The organism is Streptomyces sp. NBC_01216 (assembly GCF_035994945.1).
Classification (GTDB): Bacteria; Actinomycetota; Actinomycetes; order Streptomycetales; family Streptomycetaceae; genus Streptomyces.
The window spans coordinates 1,116,466-1,129,393 of the sequence record NZ_CP108677.1 but is presented as its reverse complement, the minus strand read 5'-3'; the positions used below and the strand labels follow the sequence as shown (position 1 = coordinate 1,129,393).

Sequence of the window (12,928 nt, the reverse complement as noted above, 5' to 3'; positions counted from 1 at the left end):
AGGGCTTGATCAAGTTCCGTTGAGGTCGTGCTTGGGGGTGATGCCCAGGATGAGGAGGGCTCGTTCTGGTTGGTCGCGGATGGCGCGGGTGGTCTTGGCGATATTGGTCGCTCCGAGGGTTTTGAGGGCGCCGACAGCGAGGTTGCGGAAGGTGGCCATGGCGCGGGGTGCGTTGCCGGAGTGGACGGTGGAGGCGTCTTCGGCGAAGGTTCGGTCGCGGATGTGGTGCTGGGCCTCCACGGTCCAGTGTCCGCGCAGGTGGGAGGAGAGGTCTGCGGGTTTCGTCTCGTGGGCGTCGAGGCTGGTGACCGCGTAGACGGTCTCGCGGGTCTCCTTCATGCCGGTGGCTTTGCGGCGGCGGTGGACGCGGATGGCGAGCTTCGCGTAGGGGAAGGCGATTCCGCCGAGGTTGTCGGCGATGGCCAGGGTCTTGATCGAGCGGGACTCACGGCGGCCGTGCCCCTTGTTCGAGGCGGTGTGCTGGACCTTCACGGCGTTCCAGGCGAGGCCGTCCAACTGCGTCCAGGCGGTGGGCTGGTTGGGTTTGATCACGGCAACGTAGTGCGCGTTCTTCGTCTCCACCAGCCAAGTGACGTTGGCCTTCACCGAGTGCAGCGCGTCGAAGGTGAGCACGTCCCCGTCCAGGTCGAGGGGCGCGAGCAAGGACTGGAAGTGCCGGGTCTCGTTGGTCTTGGACCCGACCTCGGCCTGGGCCAGGGTGACCGCGAGGCCGTGGGTGACGGCGGACAGCAGGTGCCGGCGGGGCTGGTCCAGGCGGGCGGAGCCGCGCAGTGCCTTGCCGTCCACAGCGATCACCCGCCGCCCGGCCGGAGCCGCCGTGTCCGCGTGGCGGCGTGCGAGCCAGGCACTGACGGCCGCGTCGAGCGCGTCGGCGTCGAGGCGATCGAGGACCCTCCCGATCGCTGAGCGGGACGGCGCGTGCCGCCAGTTCAGGAGATGACGGCGCACCCCGAGTCCGGTGAGCAGCCCGGCGTCGGCGCGGGCTCCCCACTCGGCGAGTTCGTCGATGGTCTTCGCTCCCGAGAGCGCGGCTGCCGCGCAGATCAGCAGGATCGAGGTCAGCGAGTACCAGCGGCCCCGCCGCGAGCGCGGATCGGGCACCGTTTCCAGGAAGACACGCAGGTCAGCTGCATCATCCGGGTTGAGGGGACCCAGCTTGGCCAACACGGAGGGGATCGGGGAAGATGAGACAGCGGACACGGGAACCTTCTTGATCACTTGGCTTAGACACCTGAATGATCACGGATCCCGTGTCCGCTCTGTCATCCACCCCAACCCGCAGCAGCCTCACGTCAGTTGGGGGATTCCGGGAACTTGCGCACGCCCTGGCGTCCCGGTCGGCGGCACTCTGCCCGGCCCGCCCGGCCGGCCCCGATCCGGCCTCCTGGGCGGCGCGGGCCTTCTTCGCTCAGCCCCGCAGGGACTCCGAGCTGATCCCGAGCTCCCGGGCGACCTCGGTCACCGTCCGGCCCGACGACCGCACGAGCGCGATCGCGTCCCGCTTGAACTCCTCCGAGTACCGCTTCGTGGACTTACTTCCCACCTGGTGCTACTTCCTCTGGAACCTCGGGTCCCAGTCTCCAGGTGTCCACGATCAAGGGGAAGCTTCACAAGAGTCAGACCGCCTCAGCCGGGACTACCCGATCCTTGCGGGATCCGGTGCGAAAAGACTGACAGTCATACGCGTCGCCGACCGAGCCGATCGAGACCGCGATGCCGGCCGCGTCCAGGTGCTCGGCGAGCCGGAAACTCGTGTACTGCGACCCGGCGTCCGAGTGATGGATCAACTCGCCGGGCTGAACGGGGTGTTGGTCGCGGTCGCGCTGCCAGATCGCCATCTCCAGGGCGTCCAGCACGAAGACCGTCTCCTTCACGGTGGCTGCGGACCAGCCGACGATGCGGCGGGAGAAGGTGTCCACGACGAAGGCGACGTAGACGACGCCGGCCCAGGTCTTCACGTGGGTGAAGTCCGCGACCCAGCAGCGGTTCGGGGTGCCGGCGACGAAGTCCCGGTCCGCAAGGTCGGGGGCCCGGTCGGCCTGGCCACCGGGAAGCGTGGTGATCACACGTCTGCCGCGGACCGCTCCTGCGATGCCGAGTGCCCGCATCAGGCGCTCGACGGTGCAGCGGGCCACCGTGACGCCCTGACGGTTCAGCTCCCGCCAGATCTTCCTCGCCCCGTAGACGCGGTAGTTGGTGTCGTAGACGTGTTGGATCAGCTCTTTCAGCTCGCTGTCCCGCACGGTCCTGGCGGACTGTGCGGCCTGGCGTTGGTGGTGGGCGTAGTAGGTGGAGGGGGCGATCTTGCAGTCGTGCATCGTCAGCACGCGGCAGATCGGCTCGACGCCGCCGAAGCGGCCCTTGTGCTCGTCGATGAACGCTACGAGCGTGTGTGTGGCCGGTCGAGCTCGGCCGCGAAGAAAGACGCCGCCGCCTTCAGGATCTCGTTCGCCCGCTTGAGCTCGGCGTTCTCCTTTTTCAGTCGCTTCAGCTCGGCCGATTCCTCGGTGGTCACGCCAGGACGCACTCCGGAGTCGACCTGGTCCTGCCTCACCCACTTGCGGAGCGTCTCGGTCGTGCCGATGCCCAGCTTCTGGGCGACCGCTTTCATCGCGGCCCACTCGGTGTCGTAATCCGGCCGCACCTCGGCGACCCTCCGCACCGCACGACGGCGCAGCTCAAGCGGGTACTGGGAAGAACGTGCCATGACTCGATCCTCTCAAATGATCGAGTCCCTACCGAACCCGGAACGACTCAGACTGAAGATGGAAAAGGCTCAGTGTGCCGCCCGGCCGTTCTCCAGCTCGACCGGGCCCCCGCCGTCGGCCAGGGCGTCCAGGGCGGCGAGGACCCGCAGGCCCAGGCTTCCCGGGAGGTGGGCGGTGACCTCGTCGTGCCCGATCAGCTTCCAGGACAGCAGCTCCTCCTCCTGGAGCCGGATCGTGCCGAGCCGCTCCTCGGACAGCACCCCGCCGTCGTAGACGTAGGCCACCATCGGAGGACGGGAGGTGCCCTCCACCCAGTCGACCGCGAGGAGACGGCCGGGCGCGAGGTCAAGTCCGATCTCCTCCACGGTCTCCCGGCGGGCTCCCTGCCGGGGTGTCTCGCCCGTGTCGGACTCGATCGTGCCGCCGGGCAGAGTCCAGCCCTCCCGGTAGTTCGGTTCGACGACGAGGACCCGGCCCGAGGTGTCCCGGAACAGCGTGGCGGCCGCGGCCAGGACACGGGGCAGACTCGCGATGTACGTGGCGTAGTCGGTCGTCGTCATGGCGTCAGCGTAGCCGGGTGGTCCCCGGCCTGGCGCCGTGCCCGCGGCACCGGAGCCGGTCGGCGCGTTCTCACTCCTCGTCCTCCGGCCGGTCCTTCCCGCCCGTCGTGTCCGGCAGCGTCCGCGCCTTCGCCGCGCGGTGCAGCCGGTGATGACGGGTGGCGCCCTGGTCGGTCACCGCCTCGCCGACGGCGGCCCGTACCGCGTCCCCCAGGCCGTGCAGCGCGTGGTGACGGGCCGGCCCCGCGCCCGGGTCCTCGCGCAGCTCCTTGAGGAGCGCCCAGCACAGCAGAAGCATCACCACCACGAACGGCAGCGCCACCAGGATCGTCGCCGTCTGCAGCGAGCTCAGCCCGCCCACCACCAGCAGCACGGCCGCGACGGACGCCATCAGCACGCCCCAGGTCACCACCAGCCAGGTCGGCGGATGCAGCGCCCCACGGCTGGTCAGCGAGCCCATCACCAGCGACGCCGAGTCCGCGCTCGTCACGAAGTACGTCATCACCAGCAGCATCGCGACGTACGAGGTGACGGTGCCCAGCGGCAGCGCGTCCAGCATGGCGAACAGGGACGCCTCCGGCCCGTCCTGCACGGCCGTCGCCAGGTCGGCCTCGCCGGTCGAGTCCAGCCGGATCGCCGTGCCGCCCATCACACAGAACCAGACGACCGTCGCGCCGGACGGCACCAGCAGCACCCCGATCAGGAACTCCCGGATCGTGCGGCCGCGCGAGATCCGGGCGATGAACGTTCCGACGAAGGGCGCCCAGGACAGCCACCACGCCCAGTAGAAGATCGTCCACGCGCCCAGCCACTCCCGGTCCGTGAACGCGCCGGTCCGGCTCGCCATCGGCAGCAGCTGGTGCAGGTACCCGCCGATCGAGGCGGGGATGGTGTCCAGGATGTACACGGTCGGGCCCAGCAGGAACACGAAGACCATCAGACAGGCCGCCAGCAGGATGTTCACCGTGGACAGCCACTTCACGCCCTTGTGCAGCCCGGAGAACGCCGAGAGCACGAAGGCCGCCGACAGCGACGCGATGATGACCAGCTCGGTGCCGGTCGAGTCCTCGATTCCGGCCGTCAGGCTGAGCCCCTCGGCGACCTGGAGCGCCCCCAGGCCCAGGCTGGTCGCCGTGCCGAAGACGGTGGCGAACACGGCGAGCAGGTCGATCACCCGGCCCGGCCAGGAGGCGGCCCGGCGCTCACCGATCAGAGGGACGAAGGCGGAGCTGAGGCGGTTGCCCCGCCCCTTGCGGAAGCCCGCGTACGCCAGCGCGAGGCCCGCGACGCCGTAGATGGCCCAGGGTGTCAGCGTCCAGTGGAAGAAGGAGTACTCCATGGCCGCCCGCGCCGCCGCGCCGGACTGCGGCGGCGCACCGCTCGCCGGGGGCGGGTCGATGTAGTGCTGGAGCGGCTCGCCCACTCCGTAGAACATCAGGCCGATCCCCATGCCGCCGCTGAACATCATCGCGATCCACGCCAGGTTGGTGAACTCGGGCTCCGAGTCGTCGGGGCCGAGACGGACACGCCCGAAGCGGCTGGTCGCGATGACCAGGCACAGCACCAGGAAGAGATCCGCCGCGACCACGAACAGCCAGGCGAAGTTGTTCAGGACCCAGTCCAGTGCCGTGGACGAGGCTCGGTCGAAGGAGTCCTCGCCCAGTGCCGCCCAGGCGACGACGGCGACCACGGCGGCCACCCCGATCCCGATGATCTGGAGATCGGGGGAAGGCTGCTCTCGTGGGGTTTGATCGATCGGTTCCGTGCTCATGTGGCCCCACTATGCTGCGGAATATGGCTTTATCGGGGGGTGGCACGCCGTCTTCCTGTCCGGATAGGGTCGGCCGTGGCGCGACTGCCTGTTCGAAAGCAAGGGATGCAGGGTGACGGACGGAGCAGTAACCGAGGTCGCACGGGTACTCGTCGCGGCTGACAAGTTCAAAGGCTCGCTCACGGCCGTACAGGTCGCGGAACGGGTCACCGCGGGGCTGCGGCGGGTCCTCCCGGAGCTCGACGTGGAGACACTGCCCGTCGCGGACGGCGGCGACGGTACGGTCGCCGCCGCGGTCGCGGCCGGTTTCGAACGCCGTGAGGTACGGGTCACCGGCCCGCTCGGCGAACCGGTGACGGCGGCGTACGCGCTGCGCGGCACGACCGCCGTCGTGGAGATGGCTGAGGCGTCCGGCCTCCAACTGCTGCCCGCCGGTGTCTTCGCGCCGCTGACGGCGAGCACCTACGGCTCCGGCGAACTGCTGCGGGCCGCGCTGGACGCCGGGGCCACCACCCTCGTCTTCGGCGTCGGCGGCAGCGCGACCACCGATGGCGGCGCCGGCATGCTGGCCGCACTCGGCGCCGAGTTCCTGGACGCGGACGGCGTGCCGGTCGCCCCCGGCGGCGGCCCGCTGAGGGACCTGGCCACGGCCGACCTGTCGGGGCTCGACCCCCGCTTCGCCTCGGTCGACCTGGTCCTGGCCAGTGACGTCGACAATCCGCTCACCGGCCCCAAGGGCGCGCCGGCGGTCTACGGCCCGCAGAAGGGCGCGTCCCCCCAGGACGTCGAGACCCTGGACGCGGCGCTCTCGCACTTCGTCACGGTCCTGGAGAAGTCCATCGGGCCCAGGGCGGCCTCGTGCGCGGTCGCCCCCGGCGCGGGCGGCGCCGGCGGCATCGGCTACGGCGCGCTCGTCGGCCTCGACGCGAGCTTCCGGCCCGGCATCGAGCTGATGCTCGACGTCCTCGGATTCGCCCCGGCACTGGACCGCGCCACCCTGGTCATCACCGGTGAGGGGTCCCTCGACGAGCAGACCCTCCACGGCAAGGCGCCGGCGGGCGTCGCGGCGGCGGCCCGCGCGGCGGGCAAGGAGGTCGTCGCGGTCTGCGGACGGCTGGCACTCGCCCCCCAGGCCCTCGGCGCGGCGGGTATCCGCCGCGCCTACCCGCTCACCGAGCTGGAGCCGGACACCGCCACCTGCATCGCCGAGGCCGGCCCACTCCTGGAGCGGGTCGCGGAGAACATCGCGCGGGACTTCCTGGTCTGACGGCCGTTCCGCTGTGTCGGGAGGCCGCGTCGACGCGGCCTCCCGACACAGCGCCGGGCGAGCCCGGCACCCTCACCCCGCGAGCGTCAGCCGGAAGGCGTCCAGGGCCAGCGTCATCTCCGTCAGGTCACGCGGGCGTGACAGCGAGCGCGAGGTCAACTGCTCCAGCCGCCGCAGCCGGTTGAAGACCGTGTTGCGGTGGCAGTACAGCCGTCCCGCCGCCCGCCCCGCCGAACCCTCACAGTCGAGCCAGACGTCCAGCGTCTCCAGCAGGATCGCCCGGTCCGGCGGATCAAGCTCCAGCAGACCCCCGAGCACGTCCGTGACCAGCAGCCCCGCCAGCTCCGGCTGGCCGACCACCAGCGCGCCCGCCATCCTGCGGTCCAGCCGGACGATCTGCCGGGAATCCGGCGGGCAGGTCCGCAGCGCCAGCTCGGCCAGCCGCCGCGCACGCCCCAGCTCCGCCAGACCGACGACCACCGGACTGATCCCGCCCGGCCCCGGGCAGCGGCCCTCCAGCAGCTCCGCCAGCGCGTCCAGCCCCGTGCCCTCCGCCAGCGACACCACCCCGACCTCGCAGTCCGCCCCCATCCGCCACAGGAAACGGGCCCCCGAACCCTGGACCCGCCGGTGGAACGCCTCCGACGCCTCCCGCCGGTCGCACCGGAGCACCACCACCGCGTACCGTCCCTGTTCCGGCAGGTCCAGACCCGCCGACGCACGGGCGACCACCTCCGGCGAGCGCTGCCCCTGCAGCAGGGCGTCGAGGAGCGCCTGGAGCTGCTCGTCGGTACGCCGTCGCAGCTCCCGTTCCGTCGCCCGGTACGCCTCCGACGCCGTGTCCGCCTGCGCGTCCACCGCCGACCACACGATCGTCGCCGACTGCATCAGCGTCGCCAGCTGCGCCGGAGCCGCCGTCGCACCCTCGATCAGGGCCTCCCACACCAGATGCCCGGCATGCCGGTAGGCGTGCACCATCAGCTCCACCGGCAGACCCTGCTCGGCCCGCCGCCTACCCGTCTCCTCCGCGTGCTCCAGGTCCCGGCGCGGCGAGTTCCGGGGCGCCGAGATCATCTCGATCCCGATCCGCATCGCCGCGTGCGCCTCCTGCCAGTGCTGGTCGTACGGCACGATCCGGCCGTAGGCGGGCTCGAACTCGTGCAGTTCCCTCAGATGCTCGTCCACCAGCTCGGGCAGTCGCTCCAGCAGCGTCGTGCACGCCCGCGCGAGCAGCTCCCAGTCCTCACCGGTCCGTGGTCTGCGCCGTCCCATGCCCGGAGGATGCCACCTCGGCGCCCCTCACCGCAGGCCCCTGACACGCACTGTTGTGCGCGTGCACAACGCACCGCCGTGCCCGCTGGTCACCGGCAGCGTGTCGGACGCCGGGCGTGGACGGGGAGCGGCGGCGGTGCTGGGGTGAGCGCCACTGAACAGGTCACGGAATCCGGAGCGGACCCGGGGCAGGCCCGGGGACCCGGCATGCCCCGTTCCGCTCGGGCCACGGAAGGGGAGCCATGGGAGGTACCGCACGCGCACTCGAGGTGACGGACCTGTCGGCGGGGTACGGACCGGTCCGCGCACTGCGCGCGGTGACGCTCGACGTACCGGAGGGCGGCGTCGTCACCGTCCTCGGCGGAAACGGAGCCGGCAAGTCGACCCTGCTGCGGGCGATCTCGCGCACACTGTCGTTCCACGGCGGCGCCGTCACCGCCGGCACCGTCACCTTCGGCGGGCGGCCCCTCGGCACACTGGCCCCCGACCGGGTCGTCGCCGCCGGGGTCTGCCAGGTCCCCGAAGGCCGCCAGGTCTTCTCCCGGCTGACGGTCGAGGACAACCTGCGCGCGGGAACCTTCGGAGCGCGCGGCGACCGCGCCGCCAAGGCGTCCGCGCTGCGACGGGTCCACGAACTCTTCCCCGTCCTCGCCGACCGGGCCGGGCAGAAGGCCGGACTGCTCTCCGGCGGCGAACAGCAGATGCTCGCCGTCGGCCGCGCCTTGATGGCCTCGCCGAGACTGCTGCTCCTCGACGAGCCGTCGCTCGGCCTCGCGCCGCTCATGGCGGCCCGGATCGCCGACACCATCCGCGAGATCAACGCCCAGGGCACCGCCGTGCTGTTGGTCGAACAGAACGCGGCGCTCGCGCTGCGCCTCGCCTCCCGCGCCTACGTCCTGGAGGTCGGCGAGGTCACCCTGTCGGGCCCGGCCAGGGAACTCGCCGCCTCCGACGAGGTGCGCCGCCGCTACCTCGGCGTGGTCGACGAGGACGCCGCCGACGCGGCCGACGTGCCGACGGCGCACCCCGTGCTCGCCCGCTGGGAGGACGCCCGATGAACCCGCTCCCCACCCCCCGGCGCGCGACGCGGCCCGAGCCCCCGGATCCCGGCGCGCCCGGCTCCGTGCCCGCCCTGCACGTGGAGGACCTGACCGTGCGCTTCGCCGGACTGACCGCCCTGGACACCGTAGGGTTCACCGTCCGGCCGGGCACCGTCCACGCCGTCATCGGCCCCAACGGCGCCGGCAAGTCCACCTGCTTCAACGTCCTGTCCGGCGTCTACCGCGCCACCTCCGGCTCCGTCCGCTTCGGCACGCACGAACTCACCACCCTGCCACCGCACCGGATCGCCTCGCTCGGCGTGGCCCGGATCTTCCAGAACCTCGCCCTGCCGCCCCGCGCCACCGTCGAGGACAGCCTGATGCTCGGCCGGCACCGGCTCACCCGCACCGGGTTCCTCGCCGCCGGGCTCCGCCTGCCCTCCGCCGCCCGCGAGGAGGCCCGCCATCGCGCCCGGGTCCGCGAGATCGCCGCGTTCGTCGGACTGGAGGGGCAGCTCGGACGCCCCGCCGGCTCCCTCCCGTACGGACAGCGGAAGCTGGCCGAACTCGCCCGTGCCCTGTGTATGGAGCCCCGCCTGCTCCTCCTGGACGAACCCGTCGCCGGCATGACCGCCGACGAGCGCCGCCGCACCGCCGCCGTGATCGCCGGGGTCCGCGACAGCCTCGGGATCTCCATCGTCCTCGTCGAGCACGACATGGGCATGGTGATGCGCCTCGCCGACACCGTCACCGTCCTCGACTTCGGCCGTCGCATCGCCGACGGCGCCCCCGCCGACGTCCAGAACGACCCGGCGGTCGTCCGCGCCTACCTCGGAGAGGAGAACGCCGAGTGACCACCTTTGCCGAACTCCTCCTGGGCGGCGTCTCGCTGGGATCCGTCTACGCCCTCATCGCCCTCGGCTTCGTGGTGATCTTCCGCGCCACCGAGGTCGTCAACTTCGCCCACGCCTCCCTGCTCCTCGCGGGCGGCTACCTCACCGCGGTCCTCCACGACACGATCGGCTTCTGGCCCGCGCTGCTCGTCGGCATCGCCGGGGCCGCCCTGGTCGGTGCCGCCGTCGAGTTCCTCGTCATGCGCCGCTACCGGGGCTCGGACCACAGTGTGCTCGCCATCGTCACCATCGGCGTCGACATCCTGCTCGCCACGGAGCTGACCCGTCGCATCGGCACGGACATCCTCGCCCTCGGCGACCCCTGGGGAGACGCCGTCGTCCGCATCGGGCCGGTCACCGTCGCACAGACCCGGATCGCCGCCCTCCTCGCCGCGGGACTGCTCATCACCGCCTTCCTGCTGGCCTTCCGGCACACCTCCTGGGGCGTCGCGATGCGCGCCGCCGCCGAGAACCAGGAGACCGCCGCCCTCATGGGCATCCGGCTGGGCCGCGTCTCGCTCGGCGCCTGGGCGGTCGCCGGCGGGCTCGCCGCCGTCGCCGCTCTCTTCCTCACCGTCTTCCCGACCCCCGGCCTGGAGCGCACCACCTCGCTCGCCGCGCTGAAGGCGTTCCCCGCCGCGATCCTCGGCGGTCTCGACTCCACCACCGGCGCCCTCGTCGGTGGACTCCTCGTCGGCGTCACCGAATCCCTCGCCACCGGCTACCAGGGCGACCTGACCTTCCTCGGCCGCGGTATCGGGGATGTCGCACCCTACCTGCTGATGGTCGCGGTGCTGCTGATCCGCCCGGCCGGCCTCTTCGGCACGAAGGAGCCGGCCCGTGTCTGACGCCCTGCCCCGCCGCACGGTCGCCGCCATGGCCCGGCCCCGGGTGTACGCCTGGGCCGCCGCCGGGCTCGTCCTCGCCGCCCTGCCCTTCTATCTGGAGCGCTTCTGGCTCCAGGCCGGGCTCTTCGCGATGGCCGCCGCCATCGGAGCCCTCGGAATCAACCTGCTGACGGGCGCCACCGGCCAGCTCTCCATGGGCCATGCCTTCTTCCTCGCCGTCGGCGCCTACGGCTACTGCGCGTTCGCCGGCGACGGCGCCGACGGGCTCGCCGGGTCCGGCCTGCCGGGCTGGCTCGCCGCCCTCCTGGCCGTCGCGCTCGCGGGTCTGGCGGGCGGTGTCTTCAGCCCCATCGCGGGCAGGCTGCAGGGCGCGTACCTGGGCATCGCCACCCTCGCGCTGATCTTCATCGGCCAGCACGTGCTGTTCAACGCCCACGACCTCACCGGCGGCTACAACGGCCGGGCCGTGCCGCCTCTGTCCCTCTTCGGGGTCACCTTCGACGACAGCGAACTACTCCTCGCCCAGGTGCCGTTCGGCAGCGCGGAGAAGCTCTGGTACCTCGGCCTGCTGCTCCTCCTCGCGGGCGCGCTCTTCGCCCGCGGTGTCCTGCGCGGCCGTCCGGGCCGGGCCATGAACGCCATCCGGGACCACCGGATCGCCGCGGGCGTCATGGGTATCCCCGTGGCCCGCTACCGCGCCGCCGTCTTCGTCCTGTCGTCCATGTACGCGGGGCTGGCCGGCGTCCTCCTCGCGCTGGTCTTCCAGCGCACCGTGCCGGAGTACTTCGGCATGATGCTCTCCCTCGAATACCTGGCCATGATCGTCATCGGCGGTCTCGGCTCGGTCGCCGGAGCGGTGGCGGGCGGCGTCTTCGTCTCCCTGCTGCCGCAGTTCCTCAACCGGTACAGCGAGTCGCTTCCCCTGGTCTCCGCCCCCGGAACGGGCGGCATCGCCCCAGGGGAGGCCGCGCGCTATCTCTACGGCGCCGCCGTCGTCGCGGTGGTGCTCTTCCTGCCCGGCGGTCTGGCCCGGCTCGCCTTCCGACGACCCGCGCCCCCCGGCCGTTCCGGGCCGCCCACCCGTCCCGGACAGCCCACCCACCCCAAGGAACCCTCAGCGGAGGAAAGATGAACCAACGACGACCGGCCGTGCGGGGCCTGGCCGCCGCACTCGCCGCCCTGGTCGCGCTGACGGCCGCCGGCTGCAGCGCCAAGGCCGGGAACAACGACGACTCGGGTCCCGGAGCGGGCGGGGTGAAGGCCGGCAAGGGCGTCACCGACACCACCATCACGCTCGGCGCCCTGACCGACATGACCGGGGTGTACGCCACCCTCGGCAAGAGCGTCACCCAGGCGCAGCAGCTCTACGTGAAGCAGGTCAACGCGGCCGGCGGCATCTGCGGGCGGCAGCTGGAGCTGACCGTCCGGGACCACGGCTACGACCCGCAGAAGGCCCTGGCCGCCTACACCGAGCTCGAACCGAAGGTGGCCGGATACCCCCAGTTCATCGGCTCCCCGTTCGTCGCCGCCGTCAAGCCGCGCGTCGACGGCCAGGACCAGGGGCTCGTCCTGCCGCAGGCGTGGTCGGCCTCGCTGCTCGGCTCGCCGTACATCCGCGTCCTGGGGTCCACCTACGACGTGGAGACGATCAACGCCGTCGACTTCCTGGTCGGGGAGAAGGGCCTCACGTCCGGCGACAAGCTCGGCCACGTCTACTTCGAGGGCGACTACGGCGAGAACGCGCTCAAGGGTTCCCGGTACGCCGCCGAGAAGGCGGGCCTCACGGTCGTGGAGCAGAAGATCAAACCGACCGACAACGACATGTCCGCACAGGTCGCGGCGCTGAAGCAGGCGGGCGTCAAGGGGATCGTGCTCAGCGCGGGGCCGCGGCAGGCCGCCTCCCTCGTCGGTGTCGCCGCCGCGACCGGCCTGCGGGTGCCGGTCATCGGGAACAACTCGGCCTTCGCCCCGCAGCTGCTCGGCACCCAGGCCGGACCGGCCCTGGAGCAGATGTACTGGTTCGCCTCCCCGAGCCTTCCGATCGGAGCGGACACACCGGTTGCGAAGCGGCTCGTCACCGACTACCGCGCCGCCTATCCGAGCGACAGCCTCGACAACGGCATCGTCGCCGGCTGGACCGCGGCGAGTGTGTTCGGCGAAGCGCTGCGGAAGGCGTGCGACGCGAAGGACCTCACGCGCGCGGGAATCGACAAGGCCCTGCTCACCCTGGACGCCTACGACGCGGGCTTCGGCATGACGCACGACTTCGGTGACCCCAAGGCGCCGTCCTCCCGCGAGTCCGTGATCATCCAGCCCGACAAGAGCCTCCCCGGCGGCATGCGCACGGTCCGGGAGCCCTTCGTCTCGGACGCGGCGCGGAGCTACCCGGTGGGGTGACCGCCGCCGTCCTGGTGGACCCCGGGCCCGCCTCCCGGTGCGCGTGACCCGTGCGCCGGGAGGCGGGCCCGGGGTCCCGCCGTGCGCCCGGGGGAGAGGGAGGGGGGAGGGGGCCGCCGACCGGAGCGGCGGGGCCGCCGGGACACGCGTG

Annotated in this window: 12 protein-coding genes and 1 pseudogene; 6 read left to right on the top strand and 7 right to left on the bottom strand. The window is 72.0% G+C overall.

The features are described from left to right. Positions 1 to 9: 9 nt before the first annotated feature. From OG393_RS04840 to OG393_RS04815, 6 genes and pseudogenes are all read right to left on the bottom strand, one after another. Positions 10 to 1,221, bottom strand: a complete 1,212-nt coding sequence (locus tag OG393_RS04840) for an ISAs1 family transposase (RefSeq protein WP_327373332.1) — start codon at positions 1,219 to 1,221, stop codon at positions 10 to 12. 208 nt (positions 1,222 to 1,429) lie between these two features. After that, positions 1,430 to 1,564 (bottom strand): transposase, encoded by a 135-nt coding sequence (locus OG393_RS04835; protein WP_327373331.1) that lies wholly within the window; start codon positions 1,562 to 1,564, stop codon positions 1,430 to 1,432. A gap of 73 nt (positions 1,565 to 1,637) precedes the next feature. Then, positions 1,638 to 2,396 (bottom strand): IS3 family transposase, encoded by a 759-nt coding sequence (locus OG393_RS04830; RefSeq protein WP_327378312.1) that lies wholly within the window; start codon positions 2,394 to 2,396, stop codon positions 1,638 to 1,640. Beyond that, a pseudogene (locus OG393_RS04825) lies at positions 2,394 to 2,728 on the bottom strand (transposase); the annotation flags it as partial. The gene OG393_RS04830 and the pseudogene OG393_RS04825, both read right to left, overlap by 3 nt. 69 nt (positions 2,729 to 2,797) lie before the next feature. Beyond that, a complete protein-coding gene (locus OG393_RS04820; protein ID WP_327373329.1) occupies positions 2,798 to 3,289 on the bottom strand; it encodes an NUDIX hydrolase in 492 nt (163 codons plus the stop codon). A 70-nt stretch (positions 3,290 to 3,359) separates the two neighbouring features. Next, positions 3,360 to 5,060, bottom strand: a complete 1,701-nt coding sequence (locus tag OG393_RS04815; RefSeq protein WP_327373326.1) for a BCCT family transporter — start codon at positions 5,058 to 5,060, stop codon at positions 3,360 to 3,362. 112 nt (positions 5,061 to 5,172) lie between these two features. Between OG393_RS04815 and OG393_RS04810 the strand changes: the two genes are divergently transcribed. Beyond that, positions 5,173 to 6,327, top strand: coding sequence for a glycerate kinase (locus OG393_RS04810; protein ID WP_327373324.1), 1,155 nt, complete (start codon positions 5,173 to 5,175; stop codon positions 6,325 to 6,327). 72 nt (positions 6,328 to 6,399) lie between these two features. On the opposite strand, the gene OG393_RS04805 is transcribed toward OG393_RS04810, so the two are convergent. Beyond that, the gene (locus OG393_RS04805; RefSeq protein WP_327373323.1) at positions 6,400 to 7,599 is read right to left on the bottom strand and encodes a PucR family transcriptional regulator; all 1,200 of its coding nucleotides are present in this window, start codon (positions 7,597 to 7,599) and stop codon (positions 6,400 to 6,402) included. A 242-nt stretch (positions 7,600 to 7,841) separates the two neighbouring features. Between OG393_RS04805 and OG393_RS04800 the strand changes: the two genes are divergently transcribed. Genes OG393_RS04800 through OG393_RS04780 form a run of 5 tightly spaced genes read left to right on the top strand, consistent with a single transcriptional unit; the run spans position 7,842 to position 12,777 of the window. Continuing rightward, on the top strand, positions 7,842 to 8,657 hold the full coding sequence (locus tag OG393_RS04800; RefSeq protein WP_327373321.1) for an ABC transporter ATP-binding protein: 816 nt from the start codon (positions 7,842 to 7,844) through the stop codon (positions 8,655 to 8,657). Continuing rightward, positions 8,654 to 9,493: an ABC transporter ATP-binding protein gene (locus OG393_RS04795; RefSeq protein ID WP_327373320.1), complete on the top strand. Its 840-nt coding sequence runs from the start codon at positions 8,654 to 8,656 to the stop codon at positions 9,491 to 9,493. The genes OG393_RS04800 and OG393_RS04795 overlap by 4 nt, the downstream gene beginning before the upstream one ends. Then, complete coding sequence (locus OG393_RS04790) at positions 9,490 to 10,380, top strand: branched-chain amino acid ABC transporter permease (RefSeq protein ID WP_327373319.1); 891 nt, start codon at positions 9,490 to 9,492, stop codon at positions 10,378 to 10,380. The genes OG393_RS04795 and OG393_RS04790 overlap by 4 nt, the downstream gene beginning before the upstream one ends. Positions 10,381 to 10,408: 28 nt before the next feature. Next, positions 10,409 to 11,512: a branched-chain amino acid ABC transporter permease gene (locus OG393_RS04785; RefSeq protein ID WP_327378311.1), complete on the top strand. Its 1,104-nt coding sequence runs from the start codon at positions 10,409 to 10,411 to the stop codon at positions 11,510 to 11,512. Next, positions 11,509 to 12,777, top strand: coding sequence for an ABC transporter substrate-binding protein (locus tag OG393_RS04780; RefSeq protein WP_327373318.1), 1,269 nt, complete (start codon positions 11,509 to 11,511; stop codon positions 12,775 to 12,777). Before OG393_RS04785 ends, OG393_RS04780 begins: the two co-directional genes overlap by 4 nt. The last annotated feature ends 151 nt before the right edge of the window (positions 12,778 to 12,928 follow it).

What these genes read in the sequence shown, in the direction of transcription:
- OG393_RS04800 (WP_327373321.1), top strand. Translation starts at nt 7,842, where the DNA reads ATGGGAGGTACCGCACGCGCACTCGAGGTGACGGACCTGTCGGCGGGG.
- OG393_RS04780 (WP_327373318.1), top strand. Translation starts at nt 11,509, where the DNA reads ATGAACCAACGACGACCGGCCGTGCGGGGCCTGGCCGCCGCACTCGCC.
- OG393_RS04795 (WP_327373320.1), top strand. Translation starts at nt 8,654, where the DNA reads ATGAACCCGCTCCCCACCCCCCGGCGCGCGACGCGGCCCGAGCCCCCG.
- OG393_RS04805 (WP_327373323.1), bottom strand. Translation starts at nt 7,599, where the DNA reads ATGGGACGGCGCAGACCACGGACCGGTGAGGACTGGGAGCTGCTCGCG.
- OG393_RS04820 (WP_327373329.1), bottom strand. Translation starts at nt 3,289, where the DNA reads ATGACGACGACCGACTACGCCACGTACATCGCGAGTCTGCCCCGTGTC.
- OG393_RS04815 (WP_327373326.1), bottom strand. Translation starts at nt 5,060, where the DNA reads ATGAGCACGGAACCGATCGATCAAACCCCACGAGAGCAGCCTTCCCCC.
- OG393_RS04785 (WP_327378311.1), top strand. Translation starts at nt 10,409, where the DNA reads ATGGCCCGGCCCCGGGTGTACGCCTGGGCCGCCGCCGGGCTCGTCCTC.